This is a genomic window from Streptomyces sp. NPDC016677 (genome assembly GCF_055562815.1).
The window spans coordinates 598,590-617,785 of record NZ_JBVHEO010000004.1; the positions used below are offsets into that span (position 1 = coordinate 598,590).

Annotated in this window: 7 protein-coding genes; 1 reads left to right on the forward strand and 6 read right to left on the reverse strand. The window is 75.2% G+C overall.

Annotated features, from left to right (window positions below):
• Positions 1 to 77 precede the first annotated feature (77 nt).
• Positions 78 to 1,649 (forward strand): IucA/IucC family protein, encoded by a 1,572-nt coding sequence (locus tag ACZ3IG_RS16105; RefSeq protein WP_467432482.1) that lies wholly within the window; start codon positions 78 to 80, stop codon positions 1,647 to 1,649.
• 39 nt (positions 1,650 to 1,688) lie between these two features.
• On the opposite strand, the gene ACZ3IG_RS16110 is transcribed toward ACZ3IG_RS16105, so the two are convergent.
• From ACZ3IG_RS16110 to ACZ3IG_RS16135, 6 genes are all read right to left on the reverse strand, one after another.
• A complete protein-coding gene (locus ACZ3IG_RS16110) occupies positions 1,689 to 2,762 on the reverse strand; it encodes an ABC transporter ATP-binding protein (RefSeq protein ID WP_467432485.1) in 1,074 nt (357 codons plus the stop codon).
• A gap of 44 nt (positions 2,763 to 2,806) precedes the next feature.
• Positions 2,807 to 3,640: a molybdate ABC transporter permease subunit gene (gene modB, locus ACZ3IG_RS16115; RefSeq protein ID WP_467432442.1), complete on the reverse strand. Its 834-nt coding sequence runs from the start codon at positions 3,638 to 3,640 to the stop codon at positions 2,807 to 2,809.
• Positions 3,637 to 4,455, reverse strand: a complete 819-nt coding sequence (gene modA, locus ACZ3IG_RS16120; protein ID WP_467432445.1) for a molybdate ABC transporter substrate-binding protein — start codon at positions 4,453 to 4,455, stop codon at positions 3,637 to 3,639. Before modA ends, modB begins: the two co-directional genes overlap by 4 nt.
• A gap of 148 nt (positions 4,456 to 4,603) precedes the next feature.
• A complete protein-coding gene (locus ACZ3IG_RS16125) occupies positions 4,604 to 4,999 on the reverse strand; it encodes a TOBE domain-containing protein (protein ID WP_467432446.1) in 396 nt (131 codons plus the stop codon).
• 40 nt (positions 5,000 to 5,039) lie between these two features.
• Entirely contained in the window at positions 5,040 to 5,819 is a 780-nt protein-coding gene (locus ACZ3IG_RS16130; protein WP_467432447.1) for a type VII secretion system-associated protein, read from the reverse strand.
• 128 nt (positions 5,820 to 5,947) lie between these two features.
• Positions 5,948 to 19,111, reverse strand: a complete 13,164-nt coding sequence (locus ACZ3IG_RS16135; protein WP_467432450.1) for a lonely Cys domain-containing protein — start codon at positions 19,109 to 19,111, stop codon at positions 5,948 to 5,950.
• Positions 19,112 to 19,196 lie beyond the last annotated feature (85 nt).

The following is a 19,196-nucleotide window of genomic DNA, read 5'->3' on the forward strand; positions in this document are numbered from 1 at the left end:
GCGAACAGGGCGTCACGCCACGGTGACGAGGCCAGACATACTGATCCTCTCCGCCCATGACAGACCGTAGGGAACGAGTGGAACGCGTGGATGTCCTGCCCCCGCCCGCCGACGACGACGCCGTGACCCGGGACGACGTCGCGGCGCTCGCCGACGCCTGTGCGGCGGTGCCGCTGCTCAACTGCCTGCTGCGCGAGGTGGCCGAGCGCCTGCCGGGCCGTCACCCTGACACGGGCTACGGCCCCCGTACAGGCACCCGCCCCCGCCCCGGGGACCGGCCCACGTACCGGCTGCCGGGCACGGGCCGGCTGCTGCGGGTGCGCGGCGGCCGGCGTCCCGCCGAACCGGAGGTCCGCACGGCGGACGGCTGGCGCCGCGTCGACCACGCCGAACTGGTCAAACTCGTCGCCGAGGAACTCCTCCTCCACACCGGCCTGCCCAACCACGAACTGCCCACCGAGATGACCGACAGCCGGGACGCGGTGGCCGCCCTGCTGACCGCCCGCGCCGCCGCCGAGCCGCCCGCCGACCCGTACCTCCGTTCCGAACAGGCCCTGCTCATCGGCCACTCCCACCACCCCGCGCCCAAGGCCCGCGGCGGCGGCCCGGCCGCGGCCTGGCTGCCCTACGCCCCCGAGGCGCACGCCCGCTTCCCGCTGACCCTCCTCGCCCTGCGCGCGGACACGGTCGTCGAGGAGGGCGGGACCGGGGCCCTCGACGCCCTGGGCGAGGCCCCGCCCGGCTACCGGCTGCTGCCCGCGCACCCCTGGCAGCTCGCCCTGGTCGCCGACGCCCTCGCCCCGGCCTTCGCCGACGGCCGCCTGATCCGGCTGGGCGAGACCGCCGCCCCCGCCTGGCCCACGGCCGCGATCCGCACCCTCTACGTGCCGCGGAGCGACCTGTTCCTCAAGTTCAGCCTCGACGTGCGCATCACCAACGACATCCGCCGGCTGTGGCGCCACGACCTGCTCAGGCTGCGCCGCACGGACACCGCGGCCCGCGCCGCCTTCGCCGCGCAGGCCCGCCCCGCCGCCTGGCTGGGCGACACCGGCTACCGCACCGCCGCCTTCGCCTTCGAGGAACTCGCCGTCCTGGTCCGCGACGGACTCCACGGCCACCTGCTGCCCGGCGCCACCCCGCTGCTCGCCGCCGGCCTGGCCGAGGGCTTCACGGGCAGCCCGCTCGCCGCGACCGCCGACCCGGACGCCTGGTGGGAGGCGTACCTCGCCCAGGTGGTCCCCCCGGCCCTCACCGCCTTCCACGACCACGGCGTCGTCCTGGAGGCCCACCTCCAGAACACCCTGGTCGCGGTCGACGCCCACGGGACGCCCGTACAGGCCCTGTTCCGGGACGCCGAGGGCGTCAAGCTGCTGCCGGAGGTGTCCCGGGAGGCCGGCTGGGAGCGGCTGGTGTACTGCCTGGTCGTCAACCACCTCACCGAGATCGCCGGGGCGCTGGCCGAACGGCACCCGGGCCTCGACCCCTGGCCCGCCGTCCGCCGCGAACTGGCCGGGCACGCCCTCCCCGAGATCCCCGCCCTGCTGACCGCGCCCACCCTGCCCGGCAAGACCAACCTCCTCCTGCGCTGGACCGGGGCGGACGGCGCCGCCGCCCGCTATCTGCCGCTGCCCAACCCGCTGGCGGGATGAGCCCGCCCCACGGCCGTTCGACAGGCACCCGGCGGCCGCTCAGTCCGGATACGCGTGAGTCTGCGCCGCCTTCACCGTCGCCCAGACCTCCGCGCCCGGCTGGAGGTCGAGTTCCGCCGCGGCGACCGCGCTGAGGTCCGCGGCGAGCGCCAGTTCGCCGCGGAGCGCGGCCCGGATCTGGTCCCCGTGCGGCTCCATGCCCGTGACCTCGCAGTGCCACAGGTTGCGGGCGCTGGAACCGGTGGGCCGGTCCCGGTGCAGGGTGACCGCGCTCGGCGGGAACGCCACGAAGACCGGCCCGGACAGCTCCTCGGTGGTGACGACGGACGGACCGGAGGCGAGCCGGACGGTGTGCCCGTCGGCCTCGCCCCGGTACAGGTTCAGGCCGACCAGCTGGGCGATGTAGTCGGTACGGGGCCGGCGGGCGATGCCGGACGGACTGCCCTCCTGCACGACCCGCCCGTGCTCGACGACCACCAGCCGGTCCGCCAGCACCATCGCGTCCAGCGGGTCGTGCGTGACCAGCACGGCGACGGCCTCGAACTCCGCGAGATGACGCCGGAGCTGGGCCCGGACCTCCAGCCGGGTACGGGCGTCCAGCGCGGCGAGGGGTTCGTCGAGCAGCAGCAGCCGGGGCCGGGTGGCCAGCGCGCGGGCGACGGCGACGCGCTGCGCCTGACCGCCGGAGAGCCGGCGCGGCTTGACCCCGGCGTGCTCCGCGAGCCCCAGCCGCTCCAGCCACGCGGCGGCCCGCGCCCGCGCCTCGGCCTTGCCCACGCCCTGACAGCGCGGCCCGAAGGCCACGTTGTCCAGCGCGGTCAGGTGCGGGAAGAGCAGGTAGTCCTGGAAGACGACGCCGACCGGGCGCAGCTCCGGCGGGGTGCGCTCCAGCGCCGCGCCGTCCAGCCGCAGCCACCCGTCGGTGAGCGGGGTCAGGCCGGCGAGGGCGCGCAGGGCGGTGGTCTTCCCGGCGCCGTTCGGGCCGAGCAGGGCGACCACCTCGCCCGGCGCGACGGCCAGCTCCACGTCCAGCCGGAACGTACCGCGCTCGACGACGAGACGGGCGTCGAGGCCGCCGCGTGCGGCGCCCGCGCTGTCGGTCAGGTTGCTCATCCCGCCGGTCACCTTGCCGTTCGTCCCGCCGTACGTTCTGCCGCTCATCCCGCGGTCATCCATCGGTCGCGCAGCCCGGCGAGGACCGCGACGGACACGGCCAGCAGCACCAGGCTCAGGGCGGTGGCGGCCTCGGGGTCGCTCTGCAGCGCCAGATAGACGGCGAGCGGCATGGTCTGGGTGCGGCCCGGGAAGTTGCCCGCGAAGGTGATCGTCGCGCCGAACTCGCCCAGTGCCCGGGCCCAGGCCAGTACGGCGCCGGCCGCGATGCCCGGCGCGATCAGCGGCAGCGTGACCCGGCGGAACGCGGTGAAGCGGGAGGCGCCCAGGGTGGCCGCCGCCTCCTCGTAGCGCGGGTCGGCGGCGCGCAGGGTGCCCTCGACGCTGATGACCAGGAACGGCATCGCGACGAAGGCCTCCGCGATCACCACGCCGGTGGTGGTGAACGGCAGCGTGAGGCCGAACCAGTCGTCCAGCCACGACCCGACGATGCCGTTGCGGCCGAGCGCCATCAGCAGGGCGACACCGCCGACGACCGGCGGCAGCACCAGCGGCAGCGTCACCAGGGAGCGCACCAGACCGCGCCCGGGGAACTCCACCCGGGCCAGCAGCCAGGCCAGCGGCACCCCGATCACCATGCTCACCGCCGTCGCCGCCGTGGCGCACAGCAGCGACAGCCGCAGCGCCTGCCACACCTCGGCGCTGGTCAGCAACTGGGGCAGCCCCGACCAGGGCGTCCGTACGAGCAGGGCGATCAGCGGCACGATCAGGAACGCGAGCCCGATCACCGCCGGCACCAGCAGCGGCAGCGGCACGCCGCGCACCTGGGCCCGGGCCCGCCGGCGCCGGGCGCGTACGGCTTCGTCGGCCCCGGTCACGACTTCAGGAACCCGGCCTCGGCCAGCACCTTCTGCCCCTCGGCGGACCGCACCAGGTCGATGAACGCGTCGGCGCCCGCGCTGTTCCGGGCGTCCTTCAGCCGGGCGATCGGATAGTCGTTGACGGCCTCGGCGGATTCGGGGAAGTCCACGCCCTCCACTTTGTCACCCGCCGCGTGCACATCGGTCTTGTAGACGACGGCCGCGTCGGCCTCCTTCAGCTCGACCTTGGTCAGGGCGGCCTTGACGTCCTGCTCGTAGGAGACGGGCGTCAGTTCGAGACCGCTGGCGTCGAGGGCCGTCTTGGCGGCGGCACCGCACGGCACCTCCTCGGCGCACAGCACGACCTTCAGACCGGAGGCCGTGAGGTCCTCCAGCGAGGCGATCTTGTCGGGGTTGCCCGGCAGGGTGGCGATCTCCAGCTGGTTGCGGACGAAGGTGACGGGGGTGCCCGCCGCGTCCCCGGCGTCCGTGACGATCTTCATCGTCCTGGGGCTGGCCGAGGCGAAGACATCGGCGGGAGCGCCGCCGTTGATGCTCGCCGCGAGGGAGTCGCTGCCGCCGAAGCTGAACGTCACCTTCGTACCGGGGTGGGCCTTCTCGAACGTCTCGCCCAGCGTCGTGAAGCTCTCCTTCAGCGAGGCCGCGGCGAAGACGGTCACCGTGCCGGACAGCTGGTCCGAGGCGGAGGAGTCCGGCGTGGCCGTCGTGGAGTCGTCGGACGAGGAGCAGGCACTCAGCGCGAGCAGCGCGGCGACGCCCGCTCCGGCCGCCGGCAGCGTACGGGCACGGGCACGAGCACGGGCACGGGTCATCACAGGTCCACTCCCTCGGACTCCTGACAGCGGGATGTCCCGATGATAATGCCGCAGATGCAAGCTCGAAGTCTCCTACGAGTTCGCATCAGCGTGATCTGCGGGCTATGAAGTTGGCAGATGCGTCAGTGAGGGTGTCAGGTGCCGCTCACGCGCGGTCGATGTGCACGTTGGTCGACTTCACGCGGGCGGTGGCCTCCATGCCGACCTCCAGCCCCAGTTCCTCCACGGCTTCACGGGTCAGCAGCGACACCAGCCGGTGCGGACCCGCCTGGATCTCGACCTGCGCGGCGACATCGCCGAGCTTCACGGCGGTGACGATGCCGGGGAAGGCGTTGCGGACGGAGGTGTACGAGGCGTCTTCCTCGCCGCCGCCGGACTGGGCCAGCTCGACCGAGAAGGCCGCCAGGTCCCGGCCGTCGACGAGCCGCCGCCCGGCCTCGTCCCGGTGCGTGGCCACCCGGCCCGCGTCCGCCCAGCGGCGCGCGGTGTCGGGACTGACGCCGAGCAGCCGTGCCGCCTGGCCGATCGTGTAGGAGCGCATGCGAGTGAAGATACGTGACCGGTCCGCGGTGGCCCGCCGGTCAGTGGCCCACCGGACCGTGTGCCGGTTCCGGCCGCCCCGGCCCGGTGGCTCGTGCGGTGAACCCGCGCACCGACTCGCCGACCGTTTCCACGCGCCGGGGAGCCGGGTCGGGGTCCGGGGCGGCCGGGGACGCGGGGGCGGCGGCTGTCAGCGCCCTCGTCAGGGTCTCGTGGTCGAGGTCCAGGACGGTGCCCGCGGGGGAGGTCGGGTTCAGGTACAGCCGGTGGTCCGGGGGGAGCCGGGACAGCAGGTCGGGCACGGACAGACGGACGAAGGCGAAGACCCCGGCGGCGTCGAGGTGTGGGGGCGCGGTATAGGCGGGGACCACCGGGCCGCCGTCCGCCGACGTCGCCGCCACCGGGGAACCGTCCGGCAGGGTGAGCACCATCAGCCGGGCCTCCGCGAGGGCGTGGACCACGGAGTCGACGGGACCGTAGCCCGTGACCGCCAGGTGCAGCGCGGCGTCGACGGGATCGGTCGGTTCCGGCCAGCCGAGAGCCTCGGGAGAGGGACGGTAGGCGTCGTTGCCCTCCCACTCCTCGACCGTGCCGTCGAGACCCGAGCGCCAGCGCCCCGCCACCGCCGAGGCCGGTGGCGGGGCGCTGGCGTGCCAGCCCGGGTCGACCGAGCCGATCCAGTGGTCCGCAGCGAGCCGCGCGACCTCCTCGACGTCCGCCGGCGCACCGGGCGGCGGCGCCGGGGGCGGGGGGAGGACGTCGGACGCGATGCCGTGGGACGCGATGCGGTGGGACGCGCTGTCGTCGTGTGCTGTGGTCATGGCGTTCGGCAGGCTAGGGGCCGCGAGTGGCGGAGAGGTTGCCGGGAGGTCGCCGTCAGTCGGCCGGTGGGGGCAGTGGACGCTCGCCGGCCGCGGCGGGGATCGCCGCCTTCGGCGACCGGCCGGGGCTACGGGCCGTAGTGGATCTCGTTCCCGTCCGGCCGGACGAGCGTGAGGCCGAGCCCCAGGTCCGCGGCGGCCACGGCGGCCGCCACCTCCGTGACGGTCGCGGCCCCGTCGGCCTCGCCCCACCGGCGCAGCAGCCGGTAGCGCTGGGCGGGAGTGAGCGTGACCTCCGCGGCCGGCAGCCCGCCGGTCAGTGCCGCGAAGGCGCGCTGGTCCTCCGGCAGCGTCACGCCCACCGACTCCAGTTCGCCGGGCGTGAGGGTGGTGTGCGAGCCGGCCCACCCCGGACCGGACAGCCGCGTCGGCACGCGTGCCGCGGCGTCCGGTGCGGCCAGCCGGAACTCCACCCAGCGGTGCAGCGCGTCGCCGGCGTCGGGACCTGCCAGCAGCGCGCCCAGGCCGGGCAGGTCCAGCCGGTCGGCGGCCCGGTCGCGGACCGCCGCCGCCAGCGCGTCCGGCAGCCAGTCGGCGGCGTCGGCGGGCTGGGTCAGGACCAGCGCGGTGACGGGGGCGGAAGGGGTGGCCGCCGAACCGGCCGCGGGCTCGGGGGCGGCCGGCGGTGCCGCGGACTTGACCTGGTCGGGGCGGACGTGGACCCCGAGCCGTTCGGTGAACAGTCCGGCCACGTTGTCCAGCCAGCCGGCGGCCGTCTCGGGAGCCACGCCCGGGCGGACCGACTTGCTCATGTAGCGGCCGGACTTGTCGTTGACCGTCCAGGAGCGCAGCGCGGGGCTCCACCGGAACTCGCCGGACACCCGGCTCGCCCCCGGCCGCGTCCGGCCGTCCGCGCCGAACTCCGCGGCGACGCCGGTGTGTCCGAGGCCGTCCAGCTCCGCCTTCAGCTGCTCCGCCGTGAGACCGGGGCGCTTCGTGCGCAGGCCGGCCAGCAGGGTGTCCGCCTGGTCCTCGCTCAGTACGGCGGACGGCTCCTCGCTGCCCACCAGCACCCGGCCGTCCCGGGTGACCGTGTAGAGCCACACGGCGTCCCGGCTGCCCGTCAGGAGCAGGTCGGGGTCGATGTCGTCCAGCGGTGTCCACAGCGGATTGACGCGTACGTCGCCCTGGTCGTCCCGCTCCTCGTCCTTCACGCGCTTGGGCCGCACCGGGTTCCCGAAACCGCCGTCCCGTTCGAGGTCCCGGGCCCTCAGCCGGGCGAGCAGGGGAGCGGACAGCTGCTCGGCGAGCCGGCGCGCGTACACCTCGCTCGCCCCGTGCCGACGGGCCAGCTCCGCCAGCCAGTCCCGGTCGGCTTGGTCGGGCCGGTCGGCACGGTCGGCCCGGTCGGGTTCCGGTGCGGGCGGTGCCTGCGGCGGGGCGGGCAGAGACGGGGCCGGCCGCGGGGGTGTGCCGTCCGGGACGAGCGACCGGTAGTGGTCCCTGCCGTTGTAGTGCACGTGGAGGGTGGGACCGGCAGCCTCCGGGTCCAGGGAACGGGCGTCGAAGCCGCCGGTGCCGTCGGGCTGGACGACGACCAGGTCGACGTCGAGTGCGCGGGCCACCAGCAGCGGCACCTCGTCGTAGAACGGCGTGTGCCACAGGTCCGGCGCGGCCAGCGCGCGGGCGACGAGGTCGTCGTGGCCGAGAGCGAGGAACTCGCCCCGGTCGTACGGGATGCCGCGCGGGCCGACCCCGCCGAGCGGTCCGGTACGGACGCGCTGCCACAAGGCGTCGGCGGCGGGCGCCGGACCGGCCGTGCGCAGCGTGTCCAGGAGCCGGGTACGCAGCGTGTCGGCCTGCTCCCGCGCGACCAGACGCTGTTCGAGCAGCGGGTCCACGGACGCCGTCACCTCTTCCGGGGTGAGCGCCGGCAGCAGCGTGCGTACGGCGTCGCCCGGCAGGTCGGCCAGGAGCGCCCGGTCGTCCCGCAGGTCCGCCAGGCCGAGCAGCCGACGGCGCTGCGCGGCGTCCGTCAACCGCGCGTCCACGCGCTCGCGTTGCCTGCGGGTGAGGTCCGGCGGGCGGGTCTCGCCCAGGATGTCCAGCAGGCTGGTGAGGTCCGGGAAGAGGTCCTGGACCAGCGTCTCCAGCGGGTCCCGTTCGGCGTGCTGGGCGCGCAGCCCGGCGGCGGCCGGGTCACCGGCGTACCAGCGCACCAGCCGGTCGCGCAGCTGACGTACCGTCAGCCCGGCCGCCGGGGCGGCCGGACGCTGCGCCGCGAGGCCGTCGAGGACCGCGTGGATCAGGCAGTCCCCGTCGGCGGGCACCTCGCGCAGCACGAACGAACGGCCGCCGGTGGTGACGAGGGGACCTGCGAGCGGGCGGGGCGCCTTCGCCCTGCCCCCGGCGCCGGTTCCGGCGCCGGTGAGACCCTGCGCGCCGGTTCTGCCGGTGAGCGGGGACGCCTTCGGCGGGGCCGGCGGGGTGACGGAGGCCGGGTCGAGGGGCCGGGGCAGGGCGGCCAGATAGGTGTCCCCCTGCCGGTACAGGGTCACCTCCCGCGGCGCCGACGTCTCGGGACCTGCGGAGAACCGCTGGTGGGAGCCGTCCTCGTCGACCACCGTCAGGTTCACGCCGAGCGTGCGCGCGGCGGTGGACGCCGCGAGGCCGGCGGTGGTGCCGTCCCAGTGCCTCGCCTGGCGCAGGTGCAGCCGGACCAGCCGTTCCCGCTGGAACGGGGTGAGCGTGTCGCGCACGGCGTCCGGGAGGCGTCCTCCGGCAGCCTCGATGGCGTCCCGCGTCGAGGCGTTGCGCGGACCCGCGAGACCGGCCCTGAGCTCCAGTTCGCGGGAGCGGAAGGCCGCCTCGGGGTCGAGGTGCGGGTCAGCGGGCAGTGCGCGGCTCATGGAGATCCGGCTCGCCAGCCGGTCCGGCTGCCGGCCGTCACCGAGCGCGTGGGAGAGGGCGGCGTAGAAGCCGTTGCCGTCGGCGTCCGGCCGGTGCAGGTCGTAGCTGCGGATGCGGCCGTCGGACTCGGTGGCGGTCAGGGTGCGGTGGTCGGAGGCGGCGTCGAAGGTCACGGCGGGGTGGGCGTCGCCGGGTTGCCACGGCGGCCGGGAGTGTGCGGGCCGCCCCTCCCGACCGACACCGTCGCCCTTCGGCGGCTTCTTGCCGTCGTCCTTCTTCCCGTCGTCCCTCTTTCCGTCGTCCTTTTTGTCGCCCTCCGCCTTCTCCGCCTTCTCCGCCTTCTTCTTCCCGTCCGTGGCCGGTGCAGTGAAGGTGACCTCGGCCGGTTCCGGCGTGCTGCCGAGGGTGCGACGGCCGGACTCCGTGGCGTGCAGCTGGTGCCAGCGGGTGAGCCGGTCGGCTCCCTCGCGGACCCGGGCGTACTCGTCGGCGAGCGCCTCCGCGGTGGCACGCAGGTCCGCCAGCTCCTGGCCGAGATCGTCCAGTCGCCGCTGGGCGGCGTCCCTGGCCGCGCGGGCCGCCGACACCTCCGCGGCGGCCGCGCGCAGCAGGTCGTCCAGACGCGCCGCGGCCTTCTCCCGCTGCTCGTCCTGGAGCCGGGCCCAGCCGTCGTGCTCGGGCTCGGCGGAGGCGATCTCGTCGGTGACGCGGCGCAGGGCGGCGCGGGCCGCGGCGATCCCGGGCAGGCTGTCGACGTCACGGGCGGCGAGCGCGGCCAGGGTGCGCTCCGCCCCGGCCAGCGCGGCCTCCAGCCTCGGCCCCTCGTCACGGCGCCGGTCCCAGTACTTCTTGTCCGCGGCCGTCCACTCCTTGTCGGCCTTGGTGACCGCGTCCCACGCCCTGGCCGCCTTCGGCGGGAAACCGCGGTCGTCGATCAGGCCGAGGTCCCGGGCCACGTCCTCCCGCACCCAGGCCAGGACCGTGGTCTCGGTCTCCATCGCCTGCGGTCCCCGCTGCGGGTTGCCGAAGGGGCTGCGCACGGCCCGCGCCACCCGGCTGTCCTTGACGTGGTGGTGCACCCCGGCGACGCTCAGCCAGGTGGTGGGCACGGCGAAGAGGAGCGAACGGGTCGTGTCCGGCTTGACGTTGACCGAGCCGAGCCGGTCCCCTTGCTGGGCGAGGGTGTCGGAGTCGGTCGAGGAGTCGCCGGGGCCGGTCGCTCCCATCTGGTTGGTGCCGCTGGACTGCGACGAGACGAGAGGGCCGCCGCCCAGCGAGGACTCGGTGGTGCCGACGCGAGCGGCCGACATGCCGCCGCCCTGCGTGTCACGCTTGGGGGCCTCGTGCTTCATGCCGTCCGCGACGGCCAGCAACTGGGCCCGTTCGAGGTCGGGCTTGGAGTACATCGCCAGCTCGCCGTCGGCACCGCCGAAGAAGCCCCGGTCGGTCAGGCCCGGTACGCGGTAGCCGTCGGCGTCGAGAGTACGGTCGTAGAACGCGCTGAGGGCCCCGTTGCCCGTCCCGTCCTCCAGGTTCTGCGCCGCTCCGGTGCCGGCCCGGGTCAACGGGGTGTCCGCAGCGCGGGCCAGCAGCTCGGCGCTCGGGGTGCCGCGCTCGGGCAGGTTCAGACCCGTGTCGTACGCGGACGCCAGCGCCAGCGTGTTGGCCTCGTGCAGCCGGTTCAGACCGACGATCCGGCGGACCTTGAACCCGTCCTCCGGCAGGGTGAACGGCTTCGTGCTCCCGTCGCCCGGGTGCCGTACGTCGCGCCAGCCCCCGGCACCCAGGGTGCGCGGCACGGCGACCTTGCGGGGCGCGCCGGGCGGCGGCAGTTCCGGCGCCGCCAGCGGGTCCGGCGCCGTCTCGGCGCCGGCCGGCTCCGGGGTGGCGGACACGGGGTCGGGGCGCATCAGGCTGAGGGGGTAGTGCTCGATCAGCTCGCCGACGTCCCCCTCGGCCTCGACGGACAGCCGGGCCCGGCCGGTGACCTTCCGCCACCACCGCCCGGTCCGCCGCCCGAGGGAACTCCAGGGCCCGCCGCGACCGGCGCCGTCAGGCCTCTCGGGGGCACCGGTGTCCGTGAGGTCCAGGCTCAGGCGGAGCCGGTAACGCGTGACGTACTCGCCGTGGGCCTGGGTGGTCGTGGCGGTGGCGATCCGTACGCTGCCGTCGGAGCGGGTCTGCGACACGCTCTGCTGGGTGGCGCCGACCTCGGAGTAGCTCGGGCCGGCCGCCCGGGCCACCGGGTCCCCGGTGTGGACGGCCTCGGTGACCGTCGTGCCGACGCTCGCCCCGGAGGCCCGGCCGCGGGTCTCGGCCACCGTCTCCACGGCCTGCCGGTGCTCCTCCAGTTCGACGCTGTGTCCCAGACCGGCGAACCCGGGCCCGTCACCGTCGCTGACCGTGGACCGCGGCACCTTGACGGGGATCAGCTCCGCCCGCACCCCGACCTGCCGGGAGCCGACCCACATCCGCGCCGTGCCCGAGCCCCAGCGGCCGATCTCCGCGGGCACCGACAGGCCGGAGCCGGTCATCTCCTTGCCGAGGGCGCGCACCACACGGTCGGAGACCAGCCGGTGAACGGTGTCCCGGTCGGCCTTGGACAGCCCGAGCGGACGGAGTCTGCGGTCGAAGTCCCGCAGGACGGGCGCGGTGTTGAGGGCGTTGACGGTGAAGCCGCCGAAGGAATTGTCCAGCAGCCACGGCTGCGGCGACCAGGTGCGCCGGGTGTAGCGCGGCACGTCGCCCCAGCGGTCGCTGAGCAGCCCCAGCCGGTAGGCGCTCTTCTCCGGGATGTGCGCCGTCCAGCCGTCGTTGACCAGGACCCGCCGGCCCGCGGCACCGGCCAGCCGGCGCGGCAGGTGCCGCCAGCCGGTCGCGCTCCGGCCGACCGTGGTGGACGCCGCCGCGATCTCGTGCTGGACGTCGCCGGTCACCAGGACCTGGCGGTTGAAGTCCTTGCGGTTGATCTCGGCGAGGGCGATCCGGGAGACCTGCCGCGCCCGGGAGCGGTCGAGACGGTAAGGGCTGACGACGACGCCGTAACTGCCGGTCACTCCGGGGCCGGTGGCGTGGGACTTGAGGAAGACCAGCTGGCCGCCGGTGAACAGGGTGCTGGTGCGGCTGTTGCGGCCGGCCACCTGGGTGGCGCCGCCGAGAGTGGTCTCGGTGTCGATGCCGACCGGACCGGTCAGCGCGCTCAGACTGCCGGGCACGACCTGGGTGCGGTGGGCGAGCACCGAGGAACGGTTCAGGTAGGGCGCCTTGGCCCACAGCCCGGAGGCCCGCCAGCCGGTGGGGGTGGAGGTCTGGTCGAAGTTGGCGGTGAGGTACTGGCTCTGGAAGGCGCGCAGCGCGGCGTCGTGCGCGGGAGCGCCCTGCTGCGTCAGCAGCCACGACCCGCCGGACGCCTCCTTCAGCACCTGCTCCGCGGCATCGGCGAGCCCGGGGTGCGAGGTGACGGTGAGCGTCAGGAACGGGTGCTTGTGGTGGTCCGGGGTGCGACGGCGGGCCGCCTGGTCGAACAGGGTGCGCGTGGTCAGCGCCAGATCGCGGGCCGACCGGCGCGGGACGGGCAGCGGAACACCGTGCAGCGGGCCGGGGGTGCGCCCCGTGCCGCGCGTGGGCACGTGTTCCACCGGGATGCTGAGCAGCACCCGGCCGACCACCGCCGCGCCGGGCGGCACCGGGTCCGGCGCGGCGGTGGACGGCGTGGCGGTGGCCGGTGCGGTGCCCGGAGTGCCGAGCAGGCCGGTCTCCCGCTCGCGGAAGACGAAGGGCTGGGTGCCGAGAAGGTTGAGGAAGAGGACACCGCGCAGCAGGCTGCGGAACCGCCAGAAACCGCCGCGCCGCGCGGTCAGGGCGATCCGGTAGCTGTACAGGTCGGCGCCCTTGGTGCCGATGGCCATCGCCTCGTGCGTCACGCTCGGCCCGTACACGCTGTCGGAGTCGCTGCGGACGCCGTACCGCACACCGACGCTGCCCGTGCCCGCCTGGGACGGGCCGCCGATGTCGTCGGTGTGGGAGTCGCGCAACGAGAGCAGGCCCTCCAGGCCGCCGTGCAGACCGCGTCCACCGCTCTGCCGGCCACCCAGGTTCTCGCTGCCGGGCGCGCTGAACCGCAGCCGCAGGTCTTTCTGCCGGCCCTCGTAGCGCCGTCCGGTCAGCTCGGCGTCGATCCACACGTACCGCAGTCCGCGGCCGATCCGGCCGGAGTCGACCAGCTCGATCCGCAGCCCGGTGGTCATCATCGCTTCGAGGTTGCCCGCCATGCCGTGGTGGTTGAGCGTGTTCAGCACTTCCAGGGTGTTGTTCAGCACGATCTGGAAGTGGTTCGGGCCGCGCCAGCGCGGGTTGCCCGGGTCGAGTTCGGCGAGCGGGGCGACGAGGTCCGGGTAGGCGCGGGCGACCGCTGCCAGCACCTGTTCCGCGAAGTGCTCCGGGAAGCTGCGCTCCGCACCATCGACGGTCCGGGTGAAGGCGCCGTCGTCGAAGGTGAACTCCTCCGGGCGGGCCATGCCGAGGGTCGCCGGCCGGTCCGCGGCCAGGTACGGCGGCACGGCGGGCTCGGTGTCGCGGGCGAGCCCCCGGTCCAGGCCGGCCAGCCGGCGGGCCTCGGTGCGGGTCATCCGCTCCACGGCCCAGGTGTGGAAGGTCCGGGTGCGCGGCTCCTCGGTGCCGGGCGGCGCGGTGACGGTGACCGTCTTCTGGACGAAGTACAGACCGGTGGGGTTGCCCTTGGCCTGTCCGGCCGCCTTGACGGAGCCGGTGCCGCCGGTGGAGCCGGTACGGCCGCGGGAGCTGCCGTAGCGGACCTGGGCGCCGAGCAGCATCCGCAGGTCGAACTTGCCGTGGCCGGTGCCGAAGAACTGGAAGGACGGGCCGAGCGCGCCGCCGACCTCGGTGCTGCTGCTGTGGCCGACCAGCCGCTCGTTGCGGACGGTGGCCTGGGTGATGTCCCGCAGCTCCGCGGCGGTGGTCTCGCTGATGAGCCGCGCCTCACCGGAGCGCACCTCCACGGTGAACACGCCGAGCGGTGCCGAACCCGAGGAGTCACGGAACAGTGGCGGGGTCGTGGTGCGGCCGGCGTTCTGCACCCGGCTCATGCGCTGGAAGCCGTCGGTGGAGAAGAAGTCGGTCAGCTGCGCGCCGGCGAGGGTGTCCGACTTGACCCCGAGCCGCTGGAGCGTCCAGTCCCGGACGTGTGCCATGGGGCCGAACGCCTCGGTGTTGACGAGCCGGTAGGCGGGCCGGCCGCCCAGGTCCATCCGCTCCGGCAGCCGGTCGGCGGGCGGCTTGTCCTGGGTGAGGCTGTCGGCGATCCGGGCCATCAGCCCCGAGCGGACCGCGAAGCCGAACGCGACGCCGTCCCGGCTGCCGGCGGGCAGGCTCCGGCCGGCCGCGTCGACGGGCCGGCCCAGCCGGTCGGTGACCTCGATGTCGTACCAGACGTCGTCGAGATGGGCGTGCGAGCCGTCGGTGGTGCGGGTCTCGTTCTGGTTCATGGTCTGGTTCTGCAGACCGTACTGGACCTGTTTGCCCCAGTTCTTACGGAAGAAGGCCCGGCCCCAGACCGTGTACTTGAGCTTCACGGGCCCCAGCGGGACGGCCGGCACCAGCGAGGTCGAGGTGCTGTTGACGGCGGTGCGGCCGGTCGTGGCCGTGGTGCGCGCCATCGTGTCGACCTTGACCGGGTTGGCGTAGCCGAAGGTGAACCGGTCCCACCTGCCGTACGGCCGGGCCGTCACCCGGAGCACGCGGGTGCGGCCGTTCGCGGTCCGGTAGGTGAACTGCTGGCCGTCGCCGAAGAAGGCCTGCGGACGCTCCCGCAGCCGCAGCCGGACGTCCTCCTCCAGGCTCCGTGCGGCCCTGCCCCACCGCTTGTCGGGCGCACCCGGACGCGGCCCTCGCCGGCCCAGCTGCCCGGCGATCTCCGCCGCGACCTGATCGGTGCCGCGCAGCACGCTGTCGCTCTGGCCGAGCGCGTAGGACCGCCGCAGCAGTTCGGGCGGGAGCCCGGGATACAGCGCGGCGACACCGCCCATGTACGCGGGCAGCCGGGAGCCGTCGGAGAACCGCACCGGCCCGCCGCCGTCCACCGGGGCGGGGGGCAGGTCGCGGTCGACGCGCGGCGGGCGCCGCAGGTCGAGGTCGCGGCCGACCCAGCCGGGCGGGTTCACGCTGCGGGACCGTACGGGCGGTGCCGGCGGGCCGAGCGGCCCGGGAGGATGCGGCGGCTCGGGAGCGTTCGGCGGCTCGGGAGGGGGACCGTCCTCCGGGATGGGCGGCAGCGGACGACGGTTCGCCGGCGTGGTGATCCGCCTGCGGGCGGTGGCCGTGGTGGTCGTCCCGTGCGTGGTGGCCGTGGTGGCCGTGGTGGCCGTGGTGGTCGTCCCGTGCGTGGTGACGGACGTGTCCGAGTCCGCGGACGTCGGGGTCGGTGTCGGGGCCGGGGTCGGGGTCGCCGAGGAGACGCCTTCGGCGAGGGCCGTGGTAGGTGTCGTACTCAGGTTCCGCTGCGCGGAGAGGGGCGACGCCGTCGGGAGGGCGGGCGCGGACGGCTGGGGCGGGAACAGGTCCCTGGGGTGGGTGCGGGTCCAGGCGGCGCCGGACTCCGCGGCCACGGTGAGCGGACCCGTGTTCCCGTCGCGCCCCAGGCCGACGGTGCCCGCGTGCGCCCAGACGGACCGGGCGGTGGCCGAGGCGACCGCCAGCCGCAGCGGTCCCGGCTGCGCGACACCGGCCTGCGGCGACGCCGCGGCGCCCGCGTGCGGGACGGCCAGGACGACATCGGTGTTCCACAGGTTCCGGCCGGTCAGTTCGGGATCGTGGGCGATCAGCTCGGCGAACTCCGCGTACGGCACGGCGAGCCGTACGCCGCCGGGCAGGGTGAGCCACACCCGGCCGTGCCCGGCGTCGTCCGCCGCGACGACGTAGGCGGGGCTCAGGCCGGAACCGGCCCAAGGAGCCGCCTGGCTGCCGGTACGCCGGTGCGTGCCGTCGGGCCGCGGCGCGGTGGTGCCGACGACCGAGCCGTCCAGCGGAGCGCCCGGCACCGGGGAGATCCAGTTGCGGCCGGCCGGCCGCCCGTCGGTTCCGGCCAGCAGGCTCTCCGGCGCGAAGGCACCCAGTTCCTCCAGGTGGAAGGCGGCCAGCTCGACCGGATCGGACGGGTCACGCCCGGCGGCGATCGCCCGGGTGGCGAGCCAGCCCAGCTGGGCGCGGCGCCCGGGGTCGGGCGCGGGCAGGTGCAGCACGCGGGCGGCGGTGGCGGTGACGTCGGGCAGCCCGTGGAGCCACTCGAAGGCCTTGACCTGTGCCCAGTACAGCCGCGACACCTCCGCCTCGCCGACCGGTTCGGAGGGGTCCAGGCGGAGCACCTTGCGGACCGTCCCCGGCAGGTCGTCGAAGTTCCCTGTCTGCCGGGCCACTCCGACGAGCTGGGGCACGCGCGCGAAACGGCTCAGCGCGGTGCCGGGGGGCGCGGTGGCCGCCCGGGTCAGCAGGTTCCGGTAGGCGGTGGCGTCCACCGGCCCCGGGCCGCCGCCGTGGTCGCGCAGGTGCGCGAAGGCCAACCGCTGGAACAGGTCCATGGTGAAGGGCCCGGTGCCGAGCAGGGCCGGGTCGGACTGCCGCATCGTCTCCAGCGCTCCGATGCCGCGGAGCAGATCACCGTAGGAGGGGTCGCCGTCGATACCGGGGCCCAGGGCCAGCCGCAGGGCGCGCACCAGGCGCAGGGTCCGCGTGATGGTCTCCGCGGGCACCGGGTCCGGGCCCGTGTGCAGGCCCGCGGTCCGGGCGCGGGCGGCCAGCTCGTCGTCGGACGGCTCGGGATGGAACTCCCGCACCTGACCGCCCCGCCCGCGCGCGTCGGTGTACGCCTCCAGCCAGATGTCCGACGGGTCGCCCGGGTCGTGGTGGTGGCCGGCGGGACGGTCGACCGCCCGTACCCGCTTGCGGGTGCCGTTGGCCACGGTCTGGGCGATGGGGACCTCCGTGAGCGGGTCGGCGGCCGGTTGCGGACGGCTGGCCAGGTCGGCGGAGGTCCCGGTCCTGCCGCGCTGGTAACTGCCGCCGGTCCAGCAGGCGTCGAGGTAGATCCAGTCCTGCTCGCGCAGGCGCCGCACGCTCGGCCGGCGGGAGAGCCAGCCGGCGAGTTCCCCGCCGGACGCGTGGTAGGTGCTGCCGTCCTCCTGCGGGACGGAGACGGTGTGCGGGGAGGCGTGCATGATCAGGTGGTAGACCTGCTCGCCGGAGCCCGCGCCCACGGTCAGCGGTGTCCGCGCGGTCGCGCCGAGCGAGCCGGGGTGCCGCCGGGCGAAGCCGGTGATCCGGTGCACGTTGCGGGCCCGGTACTCGCGCACACCGGCCAGCTCGGCCGGGTTGAAGGCCATCCGGCCGAGCTGCGGGTGGCCGTTCTCGTCGGCGATGATGGTGTGGCTGATCATGCGGCGCTCCCACTGGGGAACGTCCGCGCGGTCCTCCGGCACCACCTCGCCGGGCCGGCTGAGGATCCAGTCCCCCCGGGGGACGCCGGGCCGGTCCAGGAGGGCCAGCGGCACCCGACCGGTCTCGTCCCGGCGGCCCAGGACCGGTTGACCGCTGGTGGACCACACCTCGCGCCCCAGCCGGTCGGCGAGCGCACGCGGCAGCTCCAGCTGCCGGCCACCGGCGTAGGGCACGACCAGGAGGACGGGAACCTCGGGCGGCAGGGCGGACAACACCGGGTCCATGGCGAGCAGTTCGGCGAGGACGGCCGGCGGCGCGGAGACGCGGGCGCCGTCCTTGGCACGGACGAGGATCGCGTGGGAGTTGCCCGACGCCATGACGACGTACGGCCGCGGCTGTCCCGCCCCCGGACTCCAGGGGGCGGGGCGCGGGGCGCTCGTCTCCTCCCGTCCGTCGGGGAGGCGTACCCGCACGCTCGTGGCGTCGGGGTCCACATCCAGCCCGTGGCCGGCCCCCGGGGCACCGCTCCACACCCGGCCGTACGGGGTGCCGTCCTGCCCGGTGAGCGCGCTGGGCGTGGCCAGCCCGCCCCCGAGAGCGAGCCCGAAGGCGGCCAACGCCGCCAGCGTGGAGGCCTGTTCCATCGCCGGGTCCAGGGCGATCCGGAAGAGGTCGCCGTGGTGGTCGTGGGTGACGGGGGTGCCCGGGTCGAGCAGCAGCACCTGCCGTGCGACGGCGTCGAGATCCAGAGGCCCGGGGTCGAGCGCGGGACCGTGGCCGGCCTGCCGCAGGGCGTCGAGCCGGCCGACGGCGTCCAGGAGGGAGGGGTGCAGGGGGTTGCCGGTGATGCCGGCCCCGAAGACACGGGCGAGTTCGGCGGCGTACGCGGGGTCGGGCCCGTACTCCGGGCTCTGGTCCGGGCGCCGGCCCTCGGGCTCGGGAGTGCCGAGGTCCATGTCGACGGAACCGAGGCTGCCGGCCGGCGACCCCGGGGCGGGCGGGTCCACGAGCGGGGTCAGGGGCGCACCGGTGGGGACCGCGGACTCCGTGACGGAGGGAGCGGGGACGCGCGGGTCGGCGGCGCCGGTGGTGGGGACGGGCCTGGGGGCCTCGGACGTCGCGGAGGGTCCGGGCCCCTCGCTCACAAGGTCCGGACTCGTACGGTCCGGCAGTCCCAGTTCCTGATGCGGCTGATCGGCGAGGCCGGCCGCGGTGTCCAGGACCTCGGGCGAGGGACCCGGCCTGGTCATCAGCACCTTGACCTGGTCGACCACGGGGAGGTCGCTGAAGGTCAGGGACAGCGGGTCACCGCTGAGGACGGCCTGCGCCTGCTGCTCGAAGGTGAGCGAGACGCCCGCACGGTCGAGGTCCTGGGCGCTCACCGGTGTGTCGGGGGCCACCCCCGGCAGGTGTTCCGGGAGATCGGCGGCGGTCACCTGGGCGGCGATGAACCGCCGTTGTCCGTCATCCCCGGGCACGATGACGTTCTGCGTGTCCGGGACGTTGGTGACGTCGCTGTCGGCGTCCTGCGGTGAGGACTGCTGGGGTGTCGTGTCGACGTCCTGGGTGTTGCTCTCGCTGCGCGGCTGGGGTGTCGTGCTGCCGGGCCGGGGGGTGCCGTTGGTGGTTGTCGGGTTTCCGCTGGTTCCGGTGTTGCCGCTGGTGGCCGTGTTGCCACCGGGCGCGGTGTTCCCTCCGGTCGTGACGTTCGAGAGGTCCGGGATGCCGCTCTTGATGTCGAGGCCGTTGCCGTTGATGCCGGCCCCGGTGACGTCCGTGTCCAGGTCGGAGGACTGGGTGGGGGGCCGGCCCGCGCTGTTCAGCCCGTCGCGGTCGCGGTCGCTGTCACCGGACGCGGAGGTGCCCTTGCCGCCGTCGCCGGAGTGGGAGGTGCCGTCGGACGAGGAGGAGTCGTCCTGCGTCGTGTCCGGCACGGTCAGCTCGGTGCCGTCCGAGGTGTCGCTCTGCGCGTCCCAGAGGTCGTCACTCGGGTCGGTGACGTCGCTGTCGGAGTCGCTG